24 protein-coding genes are annotated in these 23,836 nt (G+C 61.9%); 13 read left to right on the top strand and 11 right to left on the bottom strand.

Annotation, left to right across the window (positions count from 1 at the left end; all coding sequences use genetic code 11):
* Positions 1 to 105: 105 nt before the first annotated feature.
* Positions 106 to 639: a histidine phosphatase family protein gene (locus I554_RS0109120; protein ID WP_024577813.1), complete on the bottom strand. Its 534-nt coding sequence runs from the start codon at positions 637 to 639 to the stop codon at positions 106 to 108.
* A gap of 149 nt (positions 640 to 788) precedes the next feature.
* Here I554_RS0109120 and I554_RS0109115 point away from each other — a divergent pair, with 149 nt between their 5' ends.
* The 5 genes from I554_RS0109115 to I554_RS0109095 all read left to right on the top strand — a co-directional run bounded on the left by I554_RS0109115 (position 789) and on the right by I554_RS0109095 (position 8,285).
* Positions 789 to 2,150 (top strand): FAD-binding oxidoreductase, encoded by a 1,362-nt coding sequence (locus I554_RS0109115; RefSeq protein ID WP_024577814.1) that lies wholly within the window; start codon positions 789 to 791, stop codon positions 2,148 to 2,150.
* Between the two features lie 156 nt (positions 2,151 to 2,306).
* The gene (gene msrB, locus I554_RS0109110) at positions 2,307 to 2,819 is read left to right on the top strand and encodes a peptide-methionine (R)-S-oxide reductase MsrB (protein WP_024577815.1); all 513 of its coding nucleotides are present in this window, start codon (positions 2,307 to 2,309) and stop codon (positions 2,817 to 2,819) included.
* Between the two features lie 185 nt (positions 2,820 to 3,004).
* Positions 3,005 to 4,825, top strand: coding sequence for a flagellar hook-basal body complex protein (locus tag I554_RS0109105; protein ID WP_024577816.1), 1,821 nt, complete (start codon positions 3,005 to 3,007; stop codon positions 4,823 to 4,825).
* A 48-nt stretch (positions 4,826 to 4,873) separates the two neighbouring features.
* Positions 4,874 to 6,769, top strand: coding sequence for a flagellar hook-associated protein FlgK (gene flgK, locus I554_RS0109100; RefSeq protein WP_024577817.1), 1,896 nt, complete (start codon positions 4,874 to 4,876; stop codon positions 6,767 to 6,769).
* Positions 6,770 to 6,776: 7 nt separating this feature from the next.
* Positions 6,777 to 8,285, top strand: coding sequence for a flagellar hook protein FlgL (locus I554_RS0109095; RefSeq protein ID WP_024577818.1), 1,509 nt, complete (start codon positions 6,777 to 6,779; stop codon positions 8,283 to 8,285).
* A gap of 90 nt (positions 8,286 to 8,375) precedes the next feature.
* On the opposite strand, the gene flbT (I554_RS0109090) is transcribed toward I554_RS0109095, so the two are convergent.
* Positions 8,376 to 8,804, bottom strand: a complete 429-nt coding sequence (gene flbT, locus I554_RS0109090; protein ID WP_024577819.1) for a flagellar biosynthesis repressor FlbT — start codon at positions 8,802 to 8,804, stop codon at positions 8,376 to 8,378.
* A 308-nt stretch (positions 8,805 to 9,112) separates the two neighbouring features.
* Between flbT (I554_RS0109090) and I554_RS0109085 the strand changes: the two genes are divergently transcribed.
* The 5 genes from I554_RS0109085 to I554_RS0109065 all read left to right on the top strand — a co-directional run bounded on the left by I554_RS0109085 (position 9,113) and on the right by I554_RS0109065 (position 14,610).
* Positions 9,113 to 11,107, top strand: coding sequence for a flagellin (locus tag I554_RS0109085; protein ID WP_024578172.1), 1,995 nt, complete (start codon positions 9,113 to 9,115; stop codon positions 11,105 to 11,107).
* Between the two features lie 247 nt (positions 11,108 to 11,354).
* A complete protein-coding gene (locus I554_RS0109080; RefSeq protein WP_024578171.1) occupies positions 11,355 to 13,337 on the top strand; it encodes a flagellin in 1,983 nt (660 codons plus the stop codon).
* 139 nt (positions 13,338 to 13,476) lie between these two features.
* On the top strand, positions 13,477 to 13,857 hold the full coding sequence (flbT, locus tag I554_RS0109075; RefSeq protein ID WP_024577025.1) for a flagellar biosynthesis repressor FlbT: 381 nt from the start codon (positions 13,477 to 13,479) through the stop codon (positions 13,855 to 13,857).
* Between the two features lie 3 nt (positions 13,858 to 13,860).
* Positions 13,861 to 14,229, top strand: a complete 369-nt coding sequence (flaF, locus tag I554_RS0109070; protein ID WP_024577026.1) for a flagellar biosynthesis regulator FlaF — start codon at positions 13,861 to 13,863, stop codon at positions 14,227 to 14,229.
* A gap of 15 nt (positions 14,230 to 14,244) precedes the next feature.
* A complete protein-coding gene (locus tag I554_RS0109065) occupies positions 14,245 to 14,610 on the top strand; it encodes a hypothetical protein (protein WP_024577027.1) in 366 nt (121 codons plus the stop codon).
* A gap of 9 nt (positions 14,611 to 14,619) precedes the next feature.
* Here I554_RS0109065 and I554_RS0109060 read toward each other — a convergent pair whose 3' ends face one another.
* From I554_RS0109060 to I554_RS0109045, 4 genes are all read right to left on the bottom strand, one after another.
* Positions 14,620 to 14,982: a hypothetical protein gene (locus tag I554_RS0109060; protein WP_024577028.1), complete on the bottom strand. Its 363-nt coding sequence runs from the start codon at positions 14,980 to 14,982 to the stop codon at positions 14,620 to 14,622.
* A gap of 288 nt (positions 14,983 to 15,270) precedes the next feature.
* Positions 15,271 to 15,753: a hypothetical protein gene (locus tag I554_RS0109055; protein WP_024577029.1), complete on the bottom strand. Its 483-nt coding sequence runs from the start codon at positions 15,751 to 15,753 to the stop codon at positions 15,271 to 15,273.
* Between the two features lie 20 nt (positions 15,754 to 15,773).
* Complete coding sequence (flgJ, locus tag I554_RS0109050) at positions 15,774 to 16,115, bottom strand: flagellar assembly peptidoglycan hydrolase FlgJ (RefSeq protein ID WP_024577030.1); 342 nt, start codon at positions 16,113 to 16,115, stop codon at positions 15,774 to 15,776.
* A complete protein-coding gene (locus I554_RS0109045; RefSeq protein WP_024577031.1) occupies positions 16,115 to 17,224 on the bottom strand; it encodes a flagellar basal body P-ring protein FlgI in 1,110 nt (369 codons plus the stop codon). The genes flgJ and I554_RS0109045 overlap by 1 nt, the downstream gene beginning before the upstream one ends.
* 307 nt (positions 17,225 to 17,531) lie before the next feature.
* Between I554_RS0109045 and I554_RS0109040 the strand changes: the two genes are divergently transcribed.
* From I554_RS0109040 to I554_RS26315, 3 genes are all read left to right on the top strand, one after another.
* Positions 17,532 to 17,939: a flagellar assembly protein FliX gene (locus I554_RS0109040; protein WP_024577032.1), complete on the top strand. Its 408-nt coding sequence runs from the start codon at positions 17,532 to 17,534 to the stop codon at positions 17,937 to 17,939.
* Between the two features lie 256 nt (positions 17,940 to 18,195).
* Positions 18,196 to 18,561, top strand: a complete 366-nt coding sequence (gene dksA, locus I554_RS0109035) for an RNA polymerase-binding protein DksA (RefSeq protein WP_006021432.1) — start codon at positions 18,196 to 18,198, stop codon at positions 18,559 to 18,561.
* Between the two features lie 125 nt (positions 18,562 to 18,686).
* A complete protein-coding gene (locus I554_RS26315) occupies positions 18,687 to 18,884 on the top strand; it encodes a DUF3551 domain-containing protein (protein WP_192817776.1) in 198 nt (65 codons plus the stop codon).
* Between the two features lie 15 nt (positions 18,885 to 18,899).
* Here the strand turns inward: I554_RS26315 and I554_RS0109030 are convergent, their stop codons facing one another.
* From I554_RS0109030 to flgA, 5 genes are all read right to left on the bottom strand, one after another.
* Entirely contained in the window at positions 18,900 to 20,048 is a 1,149-nt protein-coding gene (locus I554_RS0109030) for a GGDEF domain-containing protein (protein WP_024577034.1), read from the bottom strand.
* Positions 20,049 to 20,233: 185 nt separating this feature from the next.
* Positions 20,234 to 21,310, bottom strand: coding sequence for an acyltransferase (locus tag I554_RS0109025; RefSeq protein ID WP_244432735.1), 1,077 nt, complete (start codon positions 21,308 to 21,310; stop codon positions 20,234 to 20,236).
* Positions 21,311 to 21,388: 78 nt separating this feature from the next.
* The gene (locus I554_RS0109020) at positions 21,389 to 21,682 is read right to left on the bottom strand and encodes a hypothetical protein (protein ID WP_024577036.1); all 294 of its coding nucleotides are present in this window, start codon (positions 21,680 to 21,682) and stop codon (positions 21,389 to 21,391) included.
* Positions 21,683 to 22,032: 350 nt separating this feature from the next.
* Positions 22,033 to 22,791 carry a flagellar basal body L-ring protein FlgH gene (gene flgH, locus I554_RS0109015; protein WP_024577037.1) on the bottom strand — a complete coding sequence of 253 codons (759 nt, stop codon included), beginning with the start codon at positions 22,789 to 22,791 and terminating at the stop codon, positions 22,033 to 22,035.
* Positions 22,792 to 22,797: 6 nt separating this feature from the next.
* A complete protein-coding gene (flgA, locus tag I554_RS0109010; protein ID WP_024577038.1) occupies positions 22,798 to 23,829 on the bottom strand; it encodes a flagellar basal body P-ring formation chaperone FlgA in 1,032 nt (343 codons plus the stop codon).
* Positions 23,830 to 23,836 lie beyond the last annotated feature (7 nt).

Genomic DNA, 23,836 nt, shown 5'->3' with positions numbered 1-23,836 from the left:
CCATCCTCGGGTCAAGCCCGAGGGCAGGCTTCGCCTGAAAACGCTATGACGGCTTACGATGAATTCGTTGGCGGCAAGATGCAAGGCCGCTTCACTTTAGTATCGCTATGCCCCTTCGGAGCCTTCGCGCAGCAGCTTCGGACTTGCGAAGCGCTCGAGCCGCCCGGTGCGAAAACCGACTTTCTCCCAGTTGTCGATCTTGAAATCGATCACCGCGACACCTGCTGTCGGCAGGTTGTTCGCGAGGGCCTGCCGGCCCGCCGGGTCGCCGCTGGCGATAAGGCCGAGCGCCAGTTCGTGCAGCCCCGGATTGTGTGCGAGGATCAGCAGGCATTGCGGATCGGCATCTGCGACGCCGTGAATGATCCTGAGCAGTTCGGAGGGATCAGCGCCGTACAATGCCGGCAGGTGTTTCACCCGCATGGCCGGCATCGCAGCGCGAAGCAATTCCCAGCTTTCCTGGGTGCGCGTTGCGGTCGACACCAGCACGAGATCAGGCCGGTAGTCGTGGAGAGCGAGCCACCGGCCCATCTCCGCGCCGTCATGCTGGCCGCGTTCGTCGAGGCGGCGATCCTGATCCTTGCCAGACGGGGCATCCCGCTCGGTCTTGGCATGACGTAGCAGGATCAGACGGCGCATATCGCGATCTCGTTTCGGTGGGGAATAAAACCGGGACACTAGGGCACGGCGCGGAATAGTGTACAAGCTTACGTCCGATATTGTGACGATGGGGACACCGTTACACCCAGAAAATACCCGCTTGTGACAGCGATCTTGGAACTGCGATCATGGACAACCCTTCGGTGAATTCGTCGGTGGACCTGCCCGCCCGTCCGCGGCTGACGTTCGACCTCGATGTCGATATCTGCGTGATCGGGGGAGGGCTCGCCGGTCTGACCATGGCGCGGGAAGCGGCGCGAATGGGCGCAAGCGTCGCGCTCCTTGAAGGCCGTGAGATCGGGTGGAATGCGTCGGGCCATAATCTCGGGACCGTCATGCCGGGCTACGGCATCGCGGTGTCCGATTTGATCGACCGTGTCGGCTTTGATAACGCGCGCGAACTGTGGTCGCTGGCGCAGGAAGGCGCCGACTATGTCCGCGCCACCGTGACCGGCAACGCCATGCCCGGCGTGACATTAACGGAAGGCGCGCTCGAAGTTTCCACAGTCGATGCCGGCGATGAACTCATCAGCCGGTTGCAGACGCTCGGAGAAGATTTCGGCACCGAGATCGAAGGGTGGCAGATCGACCGCGTTCGCGAGACGCTGAAAACCGATCGCTACTTTCATGCGATTCATTTCCCGAAGGCGTTTCAGATCGACGGGCGGCGATATGTCCATGGTCTTGCGGCGCTGGCGGAAGAGGCGGGCGTGCGGATTTTCGAGGACACGCCCGTGATCGGTCTCGATCCGGCGGGCATCCGCAAGCGCGTCTTCACGCCGTCCGCGAAACTGCGTTGCACCCATGTTGTGCTCGCGGGCAATGCGCATCTTGGCGCGCCGGGCCGGCGTCTCACGGCAACGCTGCTGCCGACATGGCGATACGCGGTGCTGACCGAGCCGCTCGGCGAGCGGCTTGCCGAAGCGATCTCGTTTCAGGGGTCGGTGACCGATACCCATGACATTGATCACTTCCGCATTGTCGAGGGCGACCGGCTGTTGTGGTCGAGCCCGGAAACGACATGGCAGGGCGATCCGCAGCGTTACGCGAAGCGCATCCAGAATCGCATCGCGGCGATTTTCCCGAAACTCGGCGCGGTCGGAATTGCCGAGGCCTGGAGCGGGATGTTCGGGCAGACCGTGCACGGCATGCCGCAGATCGGCGAACTGCAACTGGGTCTTTGGGTGCTGAGCGGCTTCGGGCGTCAGGGACTGAACACGACGGCGATGGGCGGTCAGCTTCTCGCGCGCAGCATTCTGCACGGCGATGATCGCTGGCGGCTGTTTTCGCCGTTCGAGCTGGTCTGGGCCGGCGGGTCGGCAGGCCGCGCCGCAGGGCAGGTGTTCAACATCTGGTCACGCGGCTATTCGAATGCGGCCAGCGCATTGTCGCGGTATCGCGAACGCGCCCGCGGCCGCGAACAGATGCGGGAACGCGCCCGGGAGGCGCGGATTGCGGCGGCCAGGGCGCAGACCGCCCGATTGAAATAACACTCTGCCGGCGGGGTTATTGGAACATGAGGGCTGAGGCTGTTCCGGCCTCGCGGGAAAGTGAGCCTGCGGCTGGAGCGTTGCTGTAACTTTTCGCGAAATGGACCGTAGATCGTGATGGACAGCCTGTTTCCCGACTTGCACGGAGCTTTGACGATGATCGACCGCCGTATCCTGCTCGCATCCGCGATGAGTCTCGCCGCATTTTCGGCATTCCGCTGGCTGGGTCTCGGCAGCGCCAGTGCAGGGGAGAAATCTGCGCAGAAATTCGAGATCGAGAAGACCCCGGCGGAGTGGCGCAAGCAGTTGAGCGCCGCCCAATATAATGTGCTGCGCGAGGCGGGCACCGAGCGCCCGTTCACCAGCCCGCTCAACAACGAGAAGCGCAAGGGAACCTTCGCCTGTGCCGGCTGCGACCTGCCGCTGTTTTCCTCCGACACCAAGTTTGACAGCGGCACCGGCTGGCCGAGCTTCTATCAGGCGCTGCCCAACGCCATCGTGGAGAAGTCCGACCGCAGTTACATGATGGTGCGGACCGAGACCCTGTGCCGCCGGTGCGGCGGCCATCTCGGCCACGTCTTCGACGACGGCCCGAAGCCGACCGGCCTGCGTTACTGCATGAACGGGCTGGCGCTGAGCTTCAAACCGGCAGACGGCTCATCGTCCTGATTTCGCGCGGCAATTCTTGCCCGCTAGGCAATTGTGCCCCGGTCTTTTGGCCGGGGCATTTCTTTTAGTGCATTGATATTGCGGCATAAATACTGTTGGCACGGCGCTTGCGACCTCTTCTTCGAATACGGCCATGGCTATGGACACACCGGCGGGCCGCCCGGATCGAAGTTGGAGAAAATGTAATGGGTCTCTTTGGCGCACTCACCACGTCCGTCGCAGGTCTTCGTGCTCAGTCCTATGCGCTCGAAAACATCTCCGGAAACATCGCGAACTCGCAGACGACGGCGTTCAAGCGCATCGATACGAGTTTCCTCGACCTCATTCCCGATACCGGCACCAACAACCAGCTCGCCGGCAGCGTCGCGACCAACTCGCGTGAAACCAACACGGTGCAGGGCGACGTCCAGAAGGCCGCCGTTTCGACCTACATGGCGATCAGCGGCGACGGCTTCTTCGTGGTGCAGAAGCCCGGCAGCTTCACCGATAGCAACCCGGTCTTCAACGGCGTGAACAACTACACCCGCCGCGGCGACTTCACGCTCGACAAGAACGGCTATCTCGTGAACGGCGCCGGTTACTATCTCGAAGGCATTCCGATCGACCCGACCACGGGCAACGTCACCGGCAGCAACCCGCAGGTTCTGAAATTCGGCGGCGACTTCCTGCCCGCCCAGCCCACCTCGACCGTGACCTATCGCGCCAACCTGGCCTCGTATCCGATCACCACGAAGAGCGACAAATCCGTTCCGGGTTCGGAACTGCTCAACGTCGGCGACTTCACCGTCAACCCGAGCACGGTCGGCACGCCGCCGCTGCCTTATCTCGACAACGTCGGAAGCGGCGCGTCGATGAACAGCGCGCTGACCACCGCGACCAAGATCAACGGTACAACCGCGCTGTCGGGCGCGGCGAACACCAACTCACTGTCGGCGAGCTTTGCGGCTGGCGACACGATCACGGTGAACGGAACGCCGATTACTTTCACCGACGCATCCAGCGTTCCGCCGAACCAGGATGACGCGACCCATATCCCGATCGGCAGCACCATCGATCAGCTCCTCGACAAGATCGACGGGCTGAGCGGCAACTCCGCGCTGTCCTCGACCGTCAACAATGGCTCCGTGCAGTTGCATACGGGTCTGGCGAATAACCTGGTTATCACCTCAAGCAATGCAACGGCTTTTGCCGCGCTCGGCTTCTCCGGCACCGTCACCGTGAATCGCCTGGGTGGCGGTTCGGCGGGCGCCGGTCACGTCATCGGCTCCGACGCCGCGACATTCATTTCGCAATCGATCGCGGGCGGCGCCACCACCGGCTACGACATCTCCGGCTCGCCTGTCAGCATTCAGTTCCGCTGGGCGAAGATGGACTCATCGACGCTTGGCCCAGGCCATACCGACAAGTGGAACATGTTCTATCAGGTCGATCCGAACGCGACCGGTGGCGCGACGGCCTGGCAGAACATCGGCACCGATTTCACGTTCAGTGCAAACGGCCAGCTCACTCCGGCGGTGGCATCGGTGACGCTCACCACTCCGACGATCAGCGGCATCACGCTGGGCAATGTCACCGTGAACTTCGGCGTCAGCGGCCTGACCTCGTTCGCCGATGCCAACGGCAACGCGCAGGTCAACGACATTCACCAGGACGGCTTCCCGGCGGGTTCGCTGCAGACGGTTTCGATCGGCGACAACGGCCGCGTGGTCGGCAACTATTCCAACGGCCGCAACATCGATCTGGCGCAGATTACGCTGGCGACCTTCAATGGCGCGAACTTCCTGAAGCGCCTCGATGGCGGCGCGTTCGAGGAGACCGATCAGTCCGGTAACGCGGTTTTCGGAAAGGCCGGCACCATCACGGGTTCGGCGCTCGAAGGATCCAACAGCGATATCGCGGACGAATTCACCAAGCTGATCGTCACGCAGCAGGCCTATTCGGCGAACACCAAGGTCATCACCACTGCGAACCAGATGGCGCAGGATCTGCTGAACGTGCTGCGATAATCGCTGAACACATCGTCGCGTGATCCGACCTGAGATGGGCAGTATGTTATGGGTCTGAGCCAAGCTCTTTCAACCGCGATGGCCGGCTTGCGGGCAAACCAGGCGTCGCTCGCGCTGGTTTCGTCCAACGTAGCGAACGCGGAAACGCCGGGTTACGTCCGTAAGACGACCAACCAGATCCAGACCGCGGTCGGCAACGGCGCCGGCGTCGAAACCATCGGCGTCAATCGCGTCCTCGACGATTACATCCAGAGCCAGTTGCGGACGGAAACCTCGGGCACGGCCTACACCCGCACGCGTGCGAATTTCCTGAACAACCTCCAGAGCGTCTACGGTGATCCGGATTCTTCCGCCACTATTGAGGCGGCATTCAATTCGCTCACGACCGCGCTTCAGTCACTCTCGACAAGCCCGGACTCGCAATCGGCGCGTACCGGTGTGCTCAACGCCGCGCAGGCCCTGGCCCAGCAGCTGAATTCGACCTCGCAAGGCATCCAGGCTCTGCGCAACAGCGCCGAGACCGGAATCAGCAATGCGGTGACGACGGCGAACAATGCACTGACCCAGATCGCCAAGATCAACCGGCAGCTTCAGGGCTTCACCAACCAGGATGCCGCGACCGCCGCATTGCTGGACCAGCGCGATCAATACATTACCCAGCTGTCGGGATTGATGGACGTGCGCGTCGTCAAGGGCGACGGCAACCAGGTATCGGTTTACACGACCTCGGGCACGCAACTTGTCGGCGGTTCCGATGCCGCGCAGCTGTCGTTCAACACGTACGGCACGGTCACGCCCGAGTCGCAGTGGAATGCCGATCCGTCGAAAAGCACGCTCGGTACGATCTCGATTTCCTATCCGAACGGAGGAAGCATCGATCTGGTCGCAAGCGGCGCGATTCGTTCCGGATCGATCGCGGCCTATCTCGAGCTGCGCGACAGGACGCTGGTGCAGGCGCAAGATCAGGTCGATCAGCTGGCCGCAGCCATGGCGAGCGCGTTGTCCGATACGACGACAAACGGTACAGCATATCCGCCGGCGACCCCCGCGCCGCCGCCCGGAACTCCGGCTGGTTTCGATCTTGATCTGTCGAACATGCAGGCCGGTAACGTCGTTCATCTGACCTACACCGACAGCATTACCGGCGTTCAGAAAAGTGTTTCGATCATCCGCGTCGACGATCCGGGCGCGCTGCCGCTGAAGGACACGACGACCATCGATCCGAACGACAAGGTGATCGGCGTCGATTTCTCCGGCGGCATGGCGTCGGTTGTGTCGCAGCTCAATGCCGCGCTGGGCAGCGCGAACATCCAGTTCTCGAATCCGTCGGGCTCGACGCTGCGCGTGGTCGATGACGGCGCGTCCGGCTTGTCCGACGTCAACGCGGCGTCGGTGACCACGACAGCGACAGCGCTGACCGGCGGCGGTCCGCAGATCGCATTGTTCACCGACGGCGGCAGACCCTACACGGGAGCGATCACGGCGTCCGGCTCCCAGCAAACAGGCCTTGCAGGACGCATCACCGTCAACTCGGGATTGCTGGCCGACTCCTCGCGCCTGATCGTTTACAGCACGAGCCCCGCGACACCGGCGGGTGATACCACGCGATCGGATTTCATCCTGTCGCAGCTGACAACGAGCACCTACAGCTATTCGGCGACCACCGGGATCGGTTCAAGCAGCACGCCTTACAAAGGGACGCTGCTGAGCTTTACGCAGCAGTTCACGAACATGCAGGCCAATGCCGCAAGTTCGGCGCAGCAGCTTTCGGATGGTCAGGACGTTGTACTGAACACGCTGCAAAAGAAAATGGACGACACGTCCGGCGTGGATATCGATACCGAGATGGCCAATCTGCTGGCGCTGCAGAACGCCTACTCGGCGAATGCTCGCGTGATGTCCACGATCAATTCGATGTTCCAGTCACTGATGCAGGTAATGTGAGGGTCTGATGGCAATCGATGGCGTTAGCGGCCGGACTTCGTATCTCGGCTCGTCGATTCTCAACCTCAAGAGTCAGCTCGATACGCTGACGCAGCAGCTCGCTTCCGGAAGGAAGTCGTCGACCTATGCTGGTCTCGGCATCGACTCGGGCACCGCAACGGGTCTGCGCGCGCAGATTTCATCGATTGCCGGTTATGCCAATACCGGCACGGTGCTGAACACGCGCATCAATGTCGCGAACCTGTCCCTGCAGGGCATGAGTGACTCCGCCAGCCAGGTGAAGGCAGCGGCCGCCGGCGCAACGCTAAACATCGACAGCAACGGCAAGACCGCCGGGCAGAAAACGGCGATGGCGTCCTTCACGCAGTTCATTGCGCTCCTCAACACCGAGGTCGGCGGACGCTACATGTTCTCGGGTCGCGCGACCGACACGCCAGCGACCGAATCCGCGGACGTAATTCTCAACGGCAGCGGCACCCGCATCGGGCTGAAGCAGATCATCGACGAGCGCGGCGTGGCCGACGGCACTTCGGGCCTCGGCCGGACGGTCATTACATCGGCGACGCCGACGTCGGTGACAATCGGCGAAGACGTTGCCGGATCACCGTTCGGCCTCAAGCTGAGCGCGATTACAACGACGTCTGCGAGTGCGACTGTCACCGGTCCGGCACCTCCGGCAGCGCCGCCCGGCGCGCCGTCTGAAATGTCGGTCGATCTGGGTGCAACCAATCCGGCCGATGGCGACAAATTCCGTTTCAAGTTCAACCTGCCGGACGGCACGTCCGAGACCATCGAACTGACGGCGTCGTCGGCGACGCCAACGCCGGTCGGCAGCTTTGCCATCGGCGCCGATTCGGCGGCGACAGCCGCCAATCTCAATTCGGCGCTCAACACGGCTGTCGGGACACTGGCGAATACAGCGCTGGTGGCGGCGTCAGCGGTGGCAGCATCCGACAATTTCTTCAGTTCATCGCCGCCGCTTCGGGTCGATACCTCGTCCAATCCGCCGGTCGCGCTGCGCAACGGCACTCCGACCGACACGGTTTCCTGGTACACCGGCGAAAGCGGCACCGATCCCGCGCGCGGAACGGCTATCGTCGGTATCGATCAGGCGATTACCGTGCAGTACGGCGCACGCGCAAACGAGGATGCTTTCGTCGCAGCGCTGAAGAGCATCGCGGTCTATGCCGCGGTGACGACCAACGCGAGCAATCCGAACGCGAACGGACAGCTCACCGCGCTGAATTCGCGGGTTGTCGACAATCTCGCCGTGCATCCGGGCACGCAATCGATTCAGGATATCCAGGCCGATTTTGCCGGGGCGCAAGGCGCCATCGACAAGGCGAAGGATCGGCAGACGCAGACGGGGTCGGTCGCCCAGTCGATGCTGGATTCGATCCAGGGCATCAATGACAACGAGGTCGCAACCAAGATCCTTGCGTTGCAGACCGCGTTGCAGGCGTCGTACCAGACGACCGCCTCGCTCTATCAGATGAGCCTGGTGAAGTTTCTCTAGGCCATCAGGCCGCCACGCCCCGCAACGGTTGCCGGACATGAAAAAGGCCTCCTTCTGGAGGCCTTTTGCTCAATCGGTCTGCGTGTGGTGTCAGGCGGCGCTGCTGAGGCTGGCTTCACGCGCCTGTCCGTCTTTGGCGCTGTCGAGAAGCTGCTTTTCGTAAGCGATCAGTTTCTTCGATTCCTTCAACGCTCTATAGTAGTCGCCGCTTAAGATGTGGTTATTGATCTCGTCGATCATGCCGCTCGCGCTCGGCGCAACGCTGAGGAAGTCGCGCATCACATCGAAATACACCGCATGGTGTTCCTGCGGATCGTGCGAGATATACATGAGCTGGACCGCCAGATAGATCAGCTTCGCCGGCGTGTCGGCGCTATCCGGTGTCAGGATATCTTTCTCTCGCAAGACTGGCAGCCTTTCTCCTTCGATCAGGAACTTCGCGCGCTGATCAGTATTTGTGATGACGCACGAGCCGACGATGATCTTTTCGTGCGGCTTCAGTTCGACCTTCAAAGCCATGGCGGTTCTCCGTGCGGGCCGGTTCCAAATTGATCCGGCGGATGGCGCGATCCTTTCGCTTTATGGTTAACGCGAGGTAAACGCCGGCGCGACTCGCGGAAGCCCGATATTGCGAGATGCCCTTGTGGGATCAGCGAAATCGCGGCTTTTTGCGCTGCGCGTCCAGGTCCTTGATCGGAACACTTCGACGGGCCCGGTTCATACCTTTTTAGATTGTTGGCCCCAATGTCGGACGGCTCGCTGATCGAAGCTATCGGCGGCACGCTCGTACACGTTGCGTTTTGAGTCACACCAGAAAGGTACCTCACATGTCTGCTATCGTTCTCTCGGCATCGGTTCGCCAGAACCTGCTGTCGCTCCAGTCGACCGCTGATCTGCTCTCGACCACCCAGACCCGCCTTGCCACCGGCAAGAAGGTCAACACAGCTCTCGACAATCCGACCAACTTCTTCACTGCCGCCGGCCTCGATTCGCGCGCCAGCGACATCAACAACCTCCTCGATGGCATCGGCAACGGCGTGCAGGTTCTGCAGGCTGCCAACACCGGTATCACCTCGCTGCAGAAGCTGGTCGATACCGCGAAGTCGATCGCCAACCAGGCTCTGCAGACCACTGTCGGTTATTCCAGCAAGTCGGCGGTCACCACGACCGCGATTGCCGGCGCGACCGCTGACGATCTGCGTGGTACCTCGACGGCTGGTACGGCCGCGACCGCTGGCGTTCTGACCGCCGGTGCGTTCTCGACCATCGACGTCTCGGGCACCGGCTCGGCTGGTTCGGCGGCAACCGCTGCGACGACCTTCACCGGTTCGGGCTTCTCGGCGCTCGACGTCTCTTCCGGCTCGGTCGGCTTCACGCTGAACGTTGACGGTACCTCGACCAACGTCACGATCGACGCGGCTGCAGTCACTGCCTACACCGGCGGCGGCGGCACACTCTCCGGTACGGCTTCCGCGCTGACCGCGCAGGACGTCGCTGACCTGATCAACGCCCAGACCGGTGGCACCACAGTCACCGTTGCCGGCGGTCAGCTCTCGATCGCTTCGGGCACGACGGGCGCAAGCTCGCAGGTCACGATCTCCGGCTACACCAGCACGGCTAACGGCGGCGCCACTGGCCTCGCCAACACCAGCAGCACGGGTACCGCTGCTGTTGCCGCTGTTCCGGCTGCTTCGCAGACCTTCACTGTTGCGGTTGACGGCGGCGCTGCCCAGACTGTGACCCTGAGCGCTGCGGCAATCTCGACCTACAACACCGCTCACTCCTCGGCCACGGTGAACGCCAATGCCCTGAGCGCTACGGATGTTGCTGCTGTCATCAACAGCCAGATCACCGGCGCGGTTGCTTCGGTTGTCGGCGGTGCGCTGACCTTCACTTCGAGCTCGACCGGCACAACCTCCAACGTCGTGACCTCCGCGGTGACCTCGGCTGGTTCGGCATCCGGCTCGACCGGCGTGACCTCGGCCACCGGCACCGCCGGTGCGGCTGCGGTTCCGGGCACCTCTGCGCTCGGCGGCCTGACGCTGAACATCGCCTCCACCGGCGGTGGCGCTGCCACGACCATCACCTTCGGTGACGGCACCGGCGGCACTGTGAAGACCCTGAACCAGTTGAACGCCGCTCTTGCGCCGAACAACCTCCAGGCGTCGATCAGCACCGATGGCAAGATCACCATCACCACCTCGAACGACTACGCTTCGTCCACGATCGGTGCGATCACCGGTACGGCGACTGGCGCTGGCAAGGCGTTCGTTGGTGCAGTGGGTGGCGCTCCGGTTGTTGACGCTGTCGCTCAGACCACCCGCGCGAACCTCGTGACGCAGTACAACAACGTCATCGACCAGATCCGCACGACGGCTCAGGACGCTTCGTTCAACGGTGTGAACCTGCTGAACGGCGACCAGCTCAAGCTGGTGTTCAACGAAACCGGCAAGTCCACGCTCAACATCACCGGCGTGAACTTCAACCCGGCTGGTCTGGGTCTCGGCAGCCTGACGGCTGGCACCGACTTCATCGACAATGCTGCGACCAACAAGGTCCTCGCGTCGCTGAACGATGCCTCCAGCACGCTGCGCGGCCAGGCTTCGGCCCTGGGTTCGAACCTCTCGATCGTGCAGATCCGTCAGGACTTCTCGAAGAGCCTGATCAACGTGCTGCAGACCGGTTCGTCGAACCTGACGCTGGCTGACACCAACGAGGAAGCGGCGAACAGCCAGGCGCTGTCGACCCGTCAGTCGATCGCTGTGTCCGCCCTGTCGCTGGCCAACCAGTCGCAGCAGAGCGTTCTTCAGCTCCTCCGCTAATCGCGGAAGCAAAAACCGACACGGAAACGGCGGGGGAAACCCCGCCGTTTTCTTTTTGCGCGATTTTCGCGCTGAATTCGGCCAGATCGGCAGGGCGCTGGTGCGTCTTTACCTTTTGTTAGGGGAACAATTTAATCCGCTCTTAACCATAATTTAAATCGTGCCTTCTAAAGATTAACGCAAAGACGGCCGTCGAATTGCGAGCGCCGTTCCGTAATCGGCTTGGCTTATCAAGGAAGGTACTCAAATGTCCGATATCGTTCTTTCGGCGTCAGTTCGCCAGAACCTGTTGTCGCTGCAATCAACGGCAGACCTTCTGGCGACCACTCAGACCCGCCTTGCCACGGGCAAGAAGGTCAACACAGCGCTCGATAATCCGACCAACTTTTTCACGGCCGCCGGGCTCGACGCTCGCGCCAGTGACATCAACAATCTTCTCGACGGTATCGGCAACGGTGTGCAGGTGCTGCAGGCGGCCAACACCGGCATCACCTCGCTGCAGAAACTGATCGATACCGCGAAGTCGATCGCGAATCAGGCGCTGCAGACCCAGGTCGGCTACACCAAGTCCGTTGTGACCACCGCGCCGACGGCAGGCGCGAACGGCGCGAACATTCTCGGCACCTCGACCCCGGCGACCGCCGGCACCGTCAATGCCGGCGCGTTCACCCCGGTCAACGTCTCGGGCACCGGTTCGGCCGCCGTTCCGGCGACCGCGGCTACGACCTTCACCGGCGCGGGCTTCTCGGCCCTCGACGTCACCACCGGTGCGGTCAGCTTTACCCTGAACGTGGATGGCGCCTCGCAGGCGGTCACGATAGACGCGGCCGCGGTCACCGCCTTCACTGGCGGCGGCGGCACGTTGACGGGCACTGCCTCGGCGCTGACCGCGCAGGACGTCGCCAAGATCATCGACTTCCAGGTCAACGGCTCGACCACGGGCCTTTCTCCTGTTGCAGTTTCCGGCGGTCAGCTCCAGATCGCCTCGGCGACCACGGGCGCGACCTCGCAGGTCACCATCTCCGGCTACACCAGCACGGCGGCGGGCGGCTCGACCGGCCTTGCCAACACCACCAGCACCGGCACGGCTCTGGTTCCGGCGGTGCCTGCCGACTCGCTGGCGTTCAGCGTAACCGTTGACGGCGGCGCGCCATCGCCTGTGACGATCAGCGCGGCAACCGTTGCGACCTACAACACCGCCAACGGCACGACGCTCAACGCCGCGAGCCTCAGCGCCGCGAACATCGCCTCGATCATCAACTATCAGGTCGGCAGCACGGTTGCTTCCGTGACGGGCGGTAACCTCGTGTTCACGTCGGGCACAACCGGCGCAGCCTCGACCGTCGCGACCAGCGCTGTGACAGCGACAGGCGCGGCGACCAACACGACCGGTATCGCGGCGAACAGCGGAACGGGCGCAGCGAGCAGCGGCGGTCTCAACGGCACCACCCTGACCATCACCTCGACCGGCGGCGGCACTCCGACCAATATCACCTTCGGTACAGGCGTCGGCCAGGTTTCAACGATCAACCAGTTGAACGCCGCGCTGCTGTCGAACAACCTTCAAGCCAGCATCGCGACGAACGGCGCCATCACCATCACCACCGCGAATGACGCGGCGTCCTCGACAATCGGTACGCTGGGCGGCACGGCGACCAATCCGGGCGGCGTGTTCGCCGGCCTGAGCATCGCGGCCCCGATCCTCGATCCGACCTCGCAGGCGACGCGCGCCAATCTGGTCTCGCAGTACAACAACATCATCAACCAGATCAAAACGACGTCGCAGGACGCTTCGTTCAACGGTGTGAACCTGCTCAACGGCGACCAGCTCAAGCTGATCTTCAACGAAACCGGCAAGTCGACGCTGAACATCACCGGCATCAATCTCGATCCTGCCGGTCTCGGACTCGGTGCGTTGACCCCCGGCACGGACTTCATCGACAACGTCGCGACCAACAAGGTGCTCGACTCGCTGAACTACGCGAGCAGCTTCCTGCGCTCGCAGGCGTCGACGCTGGGTTCGAACCTCTCGATCGTGCAGATCCGTCAGGACTTCTCGAAGAACCTGATCAACGTGCTGCAGACCGGTTCGACGAACCTGACCATCGCCGACACCAACGAGGAAGCGGCGAACAGCCAGGCGCTGTCGACCCGCCAGTCGATCGCGGTCTCCGCGCTCGCGCTCGCCAACCAGTCGCAGCAGAGTGTGCTTCAGCTTCTCCGGACTTAAGAGAAAGCTAAGGCTTAAACAGGAAAGGCGGCGAGGGGGCATCCTCGCCGCTTTTTTTGTGCCGTAAATTGCCGGTATTGCCCTGAACGGGCAGACGCCGGCCCGACGCGATCCGCGCGCCGCGCAAGGGAGACAGAATGTGGCCCTCCGAGTCGAACTCAAGCCGTTTGAACGCATCGTTATCGGCAAGAGCGTCATCACCAACTCAGAAACACGCGCGACGTTTCTGATCGATGGCGAGACACCGATCTTGCGCGAGAAGGATATTCTGACAGCGGAGACGGCGAATACGCCGGTGAAGAGAATCTATCTCTGTGTTCAGCAGATGTATCTCGAAGATGACATCCCGAAATATCAGGATCTCTATCTCGGTTTCGTGAAGGATCTGCTTGAAGCAGTGCCGAGTTTCCGTGGCCACATTGAAGACGCAAGTAATCTTATTTTAAGCGGTTATCTTTACAAAGCTCTAAGAGAAATCAGGAAACTGATAGGTCGCGAAGACGAACTCTTGTCGAGGTAATGGATGTCCAACGCTGCTGCCCAGGCCTACGCTCGTACTGCACAAACGACTGCATCTCCACGCGAGATCGAGGCGCAGGCCTTGCTGAAAGCGGCGAACAAGCTCCAGGACATCGTGAACAATCTCGGCCGCACCGACGATGAGTTCGCAGCCGCGCTGCTGTTCAACCGCAAGCTTTGGGCAATCCTGCTCAGCGCCGTCACCAGCGACGACAACCTTCAGCCCGTCGAAGTCCGCCAGAACATCGTCAATATCGGGACATTCGTTCTGACGCAGACCGCAGAGCTGCAACTCAATCCGCAGCGCGACAAGCTCAAACCGCTGATCGACATCAACTGCAATCTCGCGGCGGGACTGTCCGGCCGCGCTTAAATCCGGAGCAGGGCGATGTCCGATATCTACAGCATCCTGCAATCGAACTACGTGGCGGTCGGTTCCAACGTGAACTATTCGAAGGGCCCGTATGTGGCCGTCGATGCCGCGAGCTACGAGGGCAACTGGACGGGCAAATACGCCAACAACGACCAGTTCAGCATCCAGGTCTCCAACGTGGTCGGCTTCCGCGCCAAGGTCCGCTACCAGAGCGGCGCCACGATGAAGTATCAGGAAGTTCTGATCCGCGATAATTCATTCCGGATTGGCGACTCGAAGTTCACCCTGACCAAGCAGGGCACGGCGCAGATCAAGACCGTAATGACAAATCCTGCGACCGGCGCCCAGTCGCTCGAGACGGCTTACGCCAAGCAGAGCTGATTTCGGCGGTTAAACCCTCAGATCCGTATTCCGGCGCATGTTGTCCTCGCGGGCAATGTCCATTGCGCGCAGATAGGCGCGTGCGCGCAGCCGCGCTTCGTCGGGATACTGGCGCACCACGAGGCTCGTTCTGCTGTCGACGGTCCGGTAGACGATTTCGGCGGCAGCGCGATCGATAATCACCTGTTTCGAAAGCCTATCGCTGTCCGCCTGCGGGTTGTTGCGGACCTGAAGCGACGGGTCGGGCGCGGTGACGGCCTTCTCGGGTGGAAGCTGCGTCTGGACAGCCGTCTTCGCACCGTTGGATGCCGGCTCGACGTATGTTGCAGCAACCGATGCCCCCACCGGTTTGATGTTGAAATCCGCACTCATGGCAGCCTCTGGCTCCCCCTTGAGTCAAACCCAACCCTCCAATGCCGATTATGAGGGGAACCGGATGAATCCGGTCCTTATGTTCCCGCGGGGAATTGAATCAAAGTATCTGCATTTCGCATCGCGGCGATGCGTGCAGGCGTGTCTTCGCGCCTGAACGCGAAGCAGGTCATTCTTCCATTCGGTATGGATTGCTTCGTCGCCATAGCGCGTCGAAGACGCGCGTGAACGCGCGAATGGCTCCTCGCAATGACGGTGCGGAGGAGGACAGATCTCTAAAAATTGCGGCTAAAGCGAACGGCTGACGGACAGCGGCGTCACCTGACGCGGTCCCGGCGTCGCGCGCTGTCCGCCGGCGGTGTAGCCGTTCGGAAGATTTTTCCGCTGCATTTCGCTGTTGACGCCGCGCACGATGCCCTCGGAGACCGCGTGAGCCGTCGCAAGTACGGTGAGATTGACCTGCAGCATGGCGCGGAAGGTGTCGTGGTGACGGTGCAGCGCCGTAAGCAGTTCGGGCGTCGCTTGCTTGAGATAGTCGCGGCTTTGCGCCAGCCTGGAAATCGCTTCGGTGTATTGCCGCGATGCTGCGCTCTTTTCGGTTTCGAGCGCCATCGCATCTCGGATGTTGCCAGCGCGGACGAGTTCGGTCTCCCGCTCCACGATCCCGAGCAGGGTGCTCATGATCTGCATCAATCCTTCGGCGAGCTTGCGGGCCTCGGCCGGCGTCGCTGCGGCCGAAGGCGTTTGGGCAGTTTGCTGCTGGAGGGTCATGTGATGCTCTTCCGGTGCGGTTAGCTGGCGCGGTTGGCCTGCTGAAGAATAAGAGAGCGGTAGACGTCGCTGGAAATTCCGACGCCGCCCGCCTGTGCGAAAGATTTGGAGTACTGCTCGGTCATCATCGAGCGCCAGATGCCGGTTCCCGGGGTGTTGCCGTAAGGCCCATCGCCCTTGATGCCGCTCATCATCTGCGAAAACATCGAGTTGAGAAACACCGCCTCGAAATCCTGCGCCTGGGTTTTGGCTTTCGCCTGTGCCTGCGGCGAGACCTTCGTCAGTGCGTCTTGCAGCACGAGATCGGGACGGCCGCCCGTGAAGGTGGCGGGAGCGCGCATGGTGGTCGGGGTGATGCTCATTACATCACCTCGATGTCGGCCTGGATCGCGCCCGAAGCCTTGATGGCTTGCAGGATGCCGATCAGGTCGCGCGGGCCGATGCCGAGGCCGTTGAGGCCGTCGACCAGTTGTTGCAGCGAGACGCCGTCCTTCACCACGGCGAGTTTCTTGCCGTCCTCCTGAACGCCGACGCGTGTATTCGGTGTGACCACGGTGCGTCCGCGCGAGAATGGCGCGGGCTGGCTGACCTGCGGGCTTTCCGAAATGGAGACGGTGAGGTTGCCCTGTGCGACCGCGACGGTGGCGACGCGCACGTCACGGCCCATCACGATGATGCCGGAGCGTTCGTCGATGATGATCTTGGCGCCGAGATCCGGCTCGACCTGCAACTGTTCGATCTCGGTCAGCAGCGCGACCACGTTGCCCTTGAATTCCGCCGGAATGCTGAGCTGCACGGTGGAGGGATCGACCGGTTCGGCGGTCTTGGTGCCGAGATAGTCGTTGACCGCGGCCGCAATGCGCTTGGCGGTGGTGAAGTCGCCGTTGCGCAGGGCAAGGCGGACGTTGGGCAGGCGGTTCAGCGCGAACTCGATTTCGCGCTCGATGATCGCGCCGTTGGCGATGCGGCCGACTGTCGGGACGCCCTTGGTGATGCTTGCGGCCGCGCCCTCGGCGGAGAAGCCGCCGATCGCCAGCGATCCCTGTGCGACGGCATAGACGTTGCCATCGGCGCCGAGCAGGGGGGTGACCAGAAGCGTGCCGCCCTGAAGGCTCTTGGCATCGCCGAGCGCCGACACCGTGACGTCCATCCGGGTGCCCTGGGTGCCGAAAGCGGGCAGGTTGCCCGTGACCATGACAGCCGCGACGTTGCCGGTGCGGATGGTGGAGCCGCGAATGTTGACGCCCATGCGCTCAAGCATCGCCTGCAGCGACTGCTTGGTGAAAGGGATGTTGTTAAGCGTGTCGCCGGTGCCGTTCAGGCCGACCACAAGGCCGTAACCGATCAACTGGTTCTGGCGCACGCCCTCGATGTTCGCGAGATCCTTGATCCGCGACGTCGCCTGGGCCGGTGCGCTGAAGGCGGACAGCAGGGCGATCGCCATGCATGCAGCCTGAAAAATCCGAAACATCCTCTGCTCCCCGCTGAGGTCTTTGCGGCCCAGCCCCATGCTCCCCACGAGGTTAGTCCGCAGTTAACTATGCGAGGGCCGTGCCAGAGCGGGATAATCCGTAAGATGTTGTTCCAATTGATAAATTATTGAAGGCGTTGGGCGAGCCCCTGTCGCGCAGAGCGCCGAACTTGCCGCATCCGGCATAAATTGCCGGGTTGTTTACTTCCCGTTAACCATAAATGGCCACTTTGGGCATGGGGGTTCCGCGGACCGGTGTAAGAGCAGAGCTGGTGGTCCCGACCCGTTGTCTTGCGAGATAGGCACGATGCGAATCTACGGACCGAATGGAGCCAACCTGGCGTCGCCCACGGCAAACGCGCGGCGCTCAAGCTCGACAGCCTTTTCCCTCGGCGACATCGGAACGGCAGCGGAAACCCGCCCGGCAGCAGCACCGCGCGCCACCAGCGGCATCGATGCCTTGCTGGCGATGCAGGGCGTTGAAGATTCCACGGAGCGCCGCCGCCGATCGGTGGCGCGGGGCCGGACCGCGCTCGATGTCCTCGATGATCTCAAGATCGGCCTGCTGGCCGGTTCGTTCGATTCGGCCACCGTCGCCCGCTTGCGCACCGCGGCAGCCGACCTCAAGGCCAGCTCCGGCGACCCCGGACTTGACCAGGTGCTGTCGGAAATCGAGCTGCGGGTGGAAGTCGAACTCGCCAAGGCCGGACAATAAGGCTTGCGCCGGAAGATCGCTGACAGGCCGGAATTCCGGCCGTTTCCGTGCTTCTGCTGCGGTGCGGTTCCCTGTGGAAGGCCATATTTGAGTGCCCAATTCGGGTGCTTTCCGGCCCATCCGCGATATTGTCTGTCACAAGTCGTAGCTATATAAGCTGCCGCGCGGACAGGCATTTTCCGTCCGCCTTGTACGTCGACATGGACCGCACTTGGAAAAGTTGAAGAACTACAGGCCCTCTGAAAAAGAGCCTTTCATGAATGAGCGTCAGCGGGAGTATTTCCGCCGGAAGTTGCTCGACTGGAAGGAAGAGATCCTCCGGGAATCGAAGACCACGCTTCAGCAGCTTCAGGAAGAGAATGTCAATCATCCTGATCTTGCCGACCGCGCTTCATCTGAGACCGATCGCGCCATCGAACTTCGCGCGCGCGACCGTCAACGCAAGCTCATCTCCAAGATCGATGCCGCCTTGCAGCGGATCGAGGACAATACCTACGGCTACTGCGAAGAAACCGGCGAGCCGATCTCGCTGAAGCGGCTGGAAGCGCGTCCCATCGCGACGCTGTCGGTCGAGGCGCAGGAGCGCCACGAGAAGCGCGAGAAGGTTTATCGCGACGAATAGCAATTCGCGCCGTACGCGTTCACCGATTTCAGCCCGGTGGTCGAAAGACCATCGGGTTTTTTGTTCCGTTTCGGAACAGGAGGGGCCTTCGCGAATTAGCGCCCAATAACAAAGGGAGGATAATCGTGAAGATACTTTTGATCGCACTGGCGTTCGTGGCGACGTCGTTCGCATTCATCGGTCAGGCCGATGCGCGTGGTTACAGGTATTGCCTGAAGAGTTCGCCAGGCCCCGGCGACTGCAGATACGCAAGCTATCAGCAGTGCAAGGCTTCGGCATCGGGTGTGGGAGGGACCTGCGTGCGCAACTATGGGCGGCGCTGAGCCGGAATTCTCCGGCTACGCGGCGAGGCTGAAGCCGGAGATCTGAACGCGGTTGCGGCCGGACGCCTTGGCCTCATACAGCGCGGCATCGGCTCTGCTAAGTAGCGCCTGTAGTGTTTCCGGCTCCACCGAGCGAACGGCGATTCCTGCGCTGACAGTCGCCCGAACGGGCCCATTCTCCGTTTGAACGGTCGTCGCCTCGATTTGCGTTCTGATGCGGTCGGCAACAGCGGCGGAAGCCTTCGGACCTGCATCCGGCATGATGATGCAAAACTCTTCGCCGCCCATGCGCGCGGCAAGATCGATTGCGCGGATGTTCGAATGGATCACGTCGGCAAAGGCCATCAGTATCCGATCGCCGGAATCGTGTCCAAAGCGGTCGTTGATCGTCTTGAAGTAATCCAGATCCATCATCACGACGGCCGTTCCAGATGGCGCGATCCCCATCCGGCCGTCGAACAGCGCGCGCCGGTTGAGCAGACCGGTCAGGGCGTCTCTCATGGCATCCGATTTGTGTCGGTTTGCGATCCGCATCTGATTGAGGGTGAGGGAGAGCGCCCCGATACCGGTCAATCCGGCGATCGCCATGATGGAATTGATCTCCTCCGCCCAGTTGGCCGGCCGGGATGTCAGGATGATCTGGCCCTGAACGGCGAGTGCGTAACCGCATGCGATGAAGGATGCCGCTGTGGCGATACAACATAGGGCATTTGCCGTCATCAGGAGCCGGGATTCGGCGCGCGCCAGCCAATAGTGGCGCGCGATCAGCATAAGAAGCGCACCGATCGCGATATTCCCGATCATCGTTCCGATGCCGGAGTAACCCAGAGCGAAGGCGATCGATGTCGGGATGAGGGCAAGAGCGACAGCTACGGCTGTCGAAACCCAGTTGGTCTGGCCGGTGCAAAACCGGGCGCAGCCGGCGTGAAGGAATCCAAATCCCCCGATCAGGAACAGGAACGACGTCAGCAGAAGTCCCGAACTGTAGTTCTCAACGACGGTGCTGAAGACGATGACGCCGGCGACGATGAGCGCAAGTCCGGTCGCCCAGATCAGCAGATGTGTCTCGGATCGTCCGATCGCCCACATCATGAGAAAGGTCATGCCGAGCGAGGCGCTCGAAAAGCCGATCGCGACAAGGACGGATAGCTGATCAAGGATCATGCGACGAGGCCGTGGTTCAATCCTGAGCCTCTAGATAGGTCAATGATCGTTACCTAACCAACGATGCCGGCTTCATTCGCGTCTCAGGGTGATCAAATGGTTACTCCGTTCAATCAAAGGATCACGGTACCGCTTGCGGGCGCAAATCGGCATCGGCGGTAATGGACGCAGTTGTGTTTGATTGATTACTGAATCCGGGCGGGCGTTTCATCGAGCGCGATGGGTCGCGTGTCGCGCGCCGTCCTGCCGTACCTTTTTGCCGGTTCTTCGGTCCATCTCGCTGACAGATAGGCAATCGGCGTCGTCAGCACGATGACCACGATCGATGCGGCAAGGCCGATCTCCAGCGGATGGGTTGTCGCGAGTGCTGACTTGCGCAGATACAGACAGATGATTTCGAGAAACATCACATTGTAGAGATAGAAGCTGTAGCTGATCCGGCCGAAGAACCTTGCAACGGGGCGTCGGAGAATGTTGCCGAGCAGGCCGTCATTGCGGTGATAGAGCAGTGCGATCAGGAGGCCGCAGCAAATCTTCTCGGTGGTCGGTCCGCTGAAATACAGCAGGACGATCATGATGACGATCCAGCTATGGTGCGGCAGGACGCCGGCCACCGCGCTGCCGATCCGCGTCGGTATCAGCATTCCGACAAGAAAGTAGGGCCAGAAGGTCTTGATAGGGCCGATGTTGAGGCCGCCGATATTGAGAATGAGGGCGACGGCAACACCCGCGACGAGAAGTCCGGCTTCCCGCCCGATCAGATAGCCGCCGAACGCGACCAGCATCGCGGGCGCCGCCAGCATTTCGACGGACAATGTCCATGTCGGTCCGTTGACCGGGAATGAATAGAGCAGGGCGTTTTCGATGAAGCCCTGCACCGAGACCGGGATACCGAACACCGCGTAGACGCCGGTCATCACAACCAGACATACAATCAGCGGCGGATAGATCCGCAGGAATCTGCGGATCAGAAACGTTGCCGACCGGCTTGCCGCCGATCCCTGCAAGCGGCGCAGGCTGCCGAACAGAACCGTTCCGCTCAGAACAAAGAAGATGGCGACGGCGATGTTTCCGTTGAATGTGCGAAGAACAAGCCAGTTGAGCCGGTCATAGGCTCCGGCGAGGCTGGAAAAGTCCTGCTCCTGGACACGCGCGATGAGCCTCAGATCGACATTCAGCACAGTATGAAAGACCGCAACCGCCAGCGCGGCATATCCGCGAAGCCCGTCGAGTGCTTCGTTTCGTTGCTGCGAATGTTCCAAGCCCTGTCCCCGCTGTATGCGGGACATTAGCACGCAATCGCCGTGTCGCCACCCGGCCGCGCGCTGCGGATGAGGCCGCTATGCCAGGGTGTGGACGATGACCGGTCCGGCGACTGCGGTGGCCGGTCCGGTGAGCAGCGGCGCGAGGTCCTTCTCGATCCATGCCAGCCCGCGCTTGTTCGACTCTTCTGCGCCGGCAAAATTGTTGAAGATGCTGATCGCCGTCACCGTATCGTCCGGCGCATAGATCACATAATAGGCCATGAAGCCTTCGACGTTGCTGATGATCGGGATCGCGCCTTCTTTGATCCTGCGCGACAGTTCCTCGACCATGCCGGCTTTTGCCTTACCCTGACGAATAGCGGCGTACATGACACCCTCCTTCACCGGTCGGCTGCTCAGGTTGCGAAGGCTGCGACGTTGCATCACGCCCATTCAGAGGCGGCCGAGCAGCAGGATTGTCCGCGCTGAACGGTAGGCAGCTTGCGCAGGCGGAAATTATCACCTCCGCGACCGGCTGAACACGGCGAAATGTTTGCTCAAAACGATCACGGCCTGCATCAGGGGAGCTGATGCAGGCCGTGTCGTGAACACCGTGCGGCGCCTAGGTTCGCTGCCTGGTGTGGGAGCTGGGAGAGAGACGGTGGGAGCCGTCTCTTATTGATGCGACATGATCCTTTCCGGAAAATCGGGCCTGCTGAAACGATACTTCGGCGTTGCGGTTAGAACGGCAGCAGGATGTCGAAGGCCTGCTGGCCGTAGCGGGCCTGCTGCACGTCGGTGATCTGACCGCGGCCGCCGTAGGCGATGCGGGCCTGCGCGATCTTGCTGGAGTCGATGGTGTTGTCGCTCTGGATGTCCTCCGGCCGCACGATGCCCGCCACGATCAGTTCGCGGACCTCGAAGTTGACGCGGATTTCCTGCTTGCCCTCGACAACAAGGTTGCCGTTCGGCAGCAACTGGGTGACGACGGCGGCGACGTTGGTCTGCAACGCTTCCTGCCGGTTGACCGAGCCCTTGCCGTCGCTGGACGAGGTGGAATCCGCCGTCAGCATGCGGCCGGGAGGGATCGGTGCATTCGTGAGCGGAATCTTGTTGATGCCGAAGAAGCTGGTGACGCCGGAGTTTTCCGAGTTGGTGCGGCTGCGCTGGGTCTCGTTGGCGATGTTGGCCTTGTCGGTGATGTTGACCTGCACCGTGAGAATGTCGCCGATCTGGTGCGCGCGCTGATCCTTGAAGAAGGCGCGCGAACCGTTTCGCCACAGCGAATTCGGATTGAACGAGGCCGGCTGCGGCGCGGGCATCGGCATCGACACCGGCTTGTAGCCCGCCTGGGTTGTCGGATTGTCGATCGCCGAGAGCTTCGGCTTTTCGCCGATCGCAGCGAGACGATCGAGGGATGAGCAGCCGCTGGCCATGGTGCCGAGCGCCAGGAGACTTCCGGCGACGATGAGGCGATTGAACACGTGAGACTTCGACATGACTGATTACTCGGCTTTTTTGGATTCGGGAGCGGCAGGTGGCTCGCTGTTCGAAAGTGCTGCGGTGGTGAGGCGAGGGCCGGGGGCGGTGATGGTGACCTGGCCGGGGCTGGTCACGACGCCCTGAACGGTGCGTTTCGATTGCAGGTTGACGATGTTGACGACATCGCCTTCGGTGCCGCTGTCGAGCGCCTTGCCGCGGCCAGTGAGATAGAGGCCCGGTGCTTGGTAGATCAGCATGACGCCCTGATCGCGCGAGACCAGATCCGGCTTTCCGAGGTCCGCCGCTTTCAGCGCCTGTCCGGCACGCATCTGCTTGCGGGCCTGCATGCCGACCGAACGGTCGCGGTTGATCACGTCGTTTCCGATTTCGCTCTTCGGCCGCCGCTCGACCACCACGTCCGACGATTTCAGAATTTCGTTGCGCTCCACCGCACGGGTCAGCACGGCTGCTTCGATGGTCTCGACCGCGGTGCCGATGAAGCGCAGCTTGGTCGGGTTGTAGGTCAAGTCGTTGGGAATCTCGAAGGTGATGTCGAAGCGTCCGTTGCGCGGGTCGAACCGCACGATGGTCGCGCGCATGTCGCCGGTATAGGCGGCATCGAGCTGCAATTCGCGCAGGTCACGCTCGAAGGTGACGGAGATGTTGGCGGCGTCGCCGAGGCCGTTGCGCCGTTCCAGCACGCGGGCGATCTGCTGTTCGATTTCCTTGGAGACAAGGGTGCGCGACGAACGGGTGACCGACACCTCGCGGAGGTCGCGGGTGTCGACGCCGATCACCTGATGTGCGCGCAGCGCCGCAAGAAGCTGCGCGATGGGCAGCGAGCCGGTGGTGCCGAGGTCAGGCGCGCGAAAGATCGCGATCTGTGCTGCGCTTCCGGCATTCTCGACGACGTCGCCGATGCGGACGACGTCGCTGCCCACGGTGACGTTCGCGCGCAGGACGGGAGAGGCAAGCGAGTCCTGCTCCGACTGCGCCAGTACGGCGCCCGACGTTGCGGCGAGGAGGGCGGCGGCGATGACAAATGAACGCAACATCACTCTC

The sequence above is a fragment of the Afipia sp. OHSU_II-C1 genome, from assembly GCF_000497575.1.
Taxonomy (GTDB): Bacteria; Pseudomonadota; Alphaproteobacteria; order Rhizobiales; family Xanthobacteraceae; genus Afipia.
Note: the sequence above shows the minus strand (reverse complement) of the source record. Positions and strands in the feature narration are given on the sequence as shown.

Bases quoted from the DNA above. Each gene is read 5' to 3' on its own strand.
- flgH (WP_024577037.1), bottom strand. From the start codon at position 22,791: ATGTCGAAGTCTCACGTGTTCAATCGCCTCATCGTCGCCGGAAGTCTC.
- I554_RS0109065 (WP_024577027.1), top strand. From the start codon at position 14,245: ATGTCCGATATCTACAGCATCCTGCAATCGAACTACGTGGCGGTCGGT.
- I554_RS0109080 (WP_024578171.1), top strand. From the start codon at position 11,355: ATGTCCGATATCGTTCTTTCGGCGTCAGTTCGCCAGAACCTGTTGTCG.
- I554_RS0109055 (WP_024577029.1), bottom strand. From the start codon at position 15,753: ATGACCCTCCAGCAGCAAACTGCCCAAACGCCTTCGGCCGCAGCGACG.
- I554_RS0109030 (WP_024577034.1), bottom strand. From the start codon at position 20,048: ATGATCCTTGATCAGCTATCCGTCCTTGTCGCGATCGGCTTTTCGAGC.
- I554_RS0109085 (WP_024578172.1), top strand. From the start codon at position 9,113: ATGTCTGCTATCGTTCTCTCGGCATCGGTTCGCCAGAACCTGCTGTCG.
- I554_RS0109095 (WP_024577818.1), top strand. From the start codon at position 6,777: ATGGCAATCGATGGCGTTAGCGGCCGGACTTCGTATCTCGGCTCGTCG.
- flgA (WP_024577038.1), bottom strand. From the start codon at position 23,829: ATGTTGCGTTCATTTGTCATCGCCGCCGCCCTCCTCGCCGCAACGTCG.
- I554_RS0109045 (WP_024577031.1), bottom strand. From the start codon at position 17,224: ATGTTTCGGATTTTTCAGGCTGCATGCATGGCGATCGCCCTGCTGTCC.
- flbT (WP_024577819.1), bottom strand. From the start codon at position 8,804: ATGGCTTTGAAGGTCGAACTGAAGCCGCACGAAAAGATCATCGTCGGC.
- flgJ (WP_024577030.1), bottom strand. From the start codon at position 16,115: ATGAGCATCACCCCGACCACCATGCGCGCTCCCGCCACCTTCACGGGC.
- dksA (WP_006021432.1), top strand. From the start codon at position 18,196: ATGAATGAGCGTCAGCGGGAGTATTTCCGCCGGAAGTTGCTCGACTGG.
- I554_RS0109040 (WP_024577032.1), top strand. From the start codon at position 17,532: ATGCGAATCTACGGACCGAATGGAGCCAACCTGGCGTCGCCCACGGCA.
- I554_RS0109105 (WP_024577816.1), top strand. From the start codon at position 3,005: ATGGGTCTCTTTGGCGCACTCACCACGTCCGTCGCAGGTCTTCGTGCT.
- I554_RS0109020 (WP_024577036.1), bottom strand. From the start codon at position 21,682: ATGTACGCCGCTATTCGTCAGGGTAAGGCAAAAGCCGGCATGGTCGAG.
- I554_RS0109120 (WP_024577813.1), bottom strand. From the start codon at position 639: ATGCGCCGTCTGATCCTGCTACGTCATGCCAAGACCGAGCGGGATGCC.
- I554_RS0109060 (WP_024577028.1), bottom strand. From the start codon at position 14,982: ATGAGTGCGGATTTCAACATCAAACCGGTGGGGGCATCGGTTGCTGCA.
- I554_RS0109115 (WP_024577814.1), top strand. From the start codon at position 789: ATGGACAACCCTTCGGTGAATTCGTCGGTGGACCTGCCCGCCCGTCCG.
- msrB (WP_024577815.1), top strand. From the start codon at position 2,307: ATGATCGACCGCCGTATCCTGCTCGCATCCGCGATGAGTCTCGCCGCA.
- flaF (WP_024577026.1), top strand. From the start codon at position 13,861: ATGTCCAACGCTGCTGCCCAGGCCTACGCTCGTACTGCACAAACGACT.
- flgK (WP_024577817.1), top strand. From the start codon at position 4,874: ATGGGTCTGAGCCAAGCTCTTTCAACCGCGATGGCCGGCTTGCGGGCA.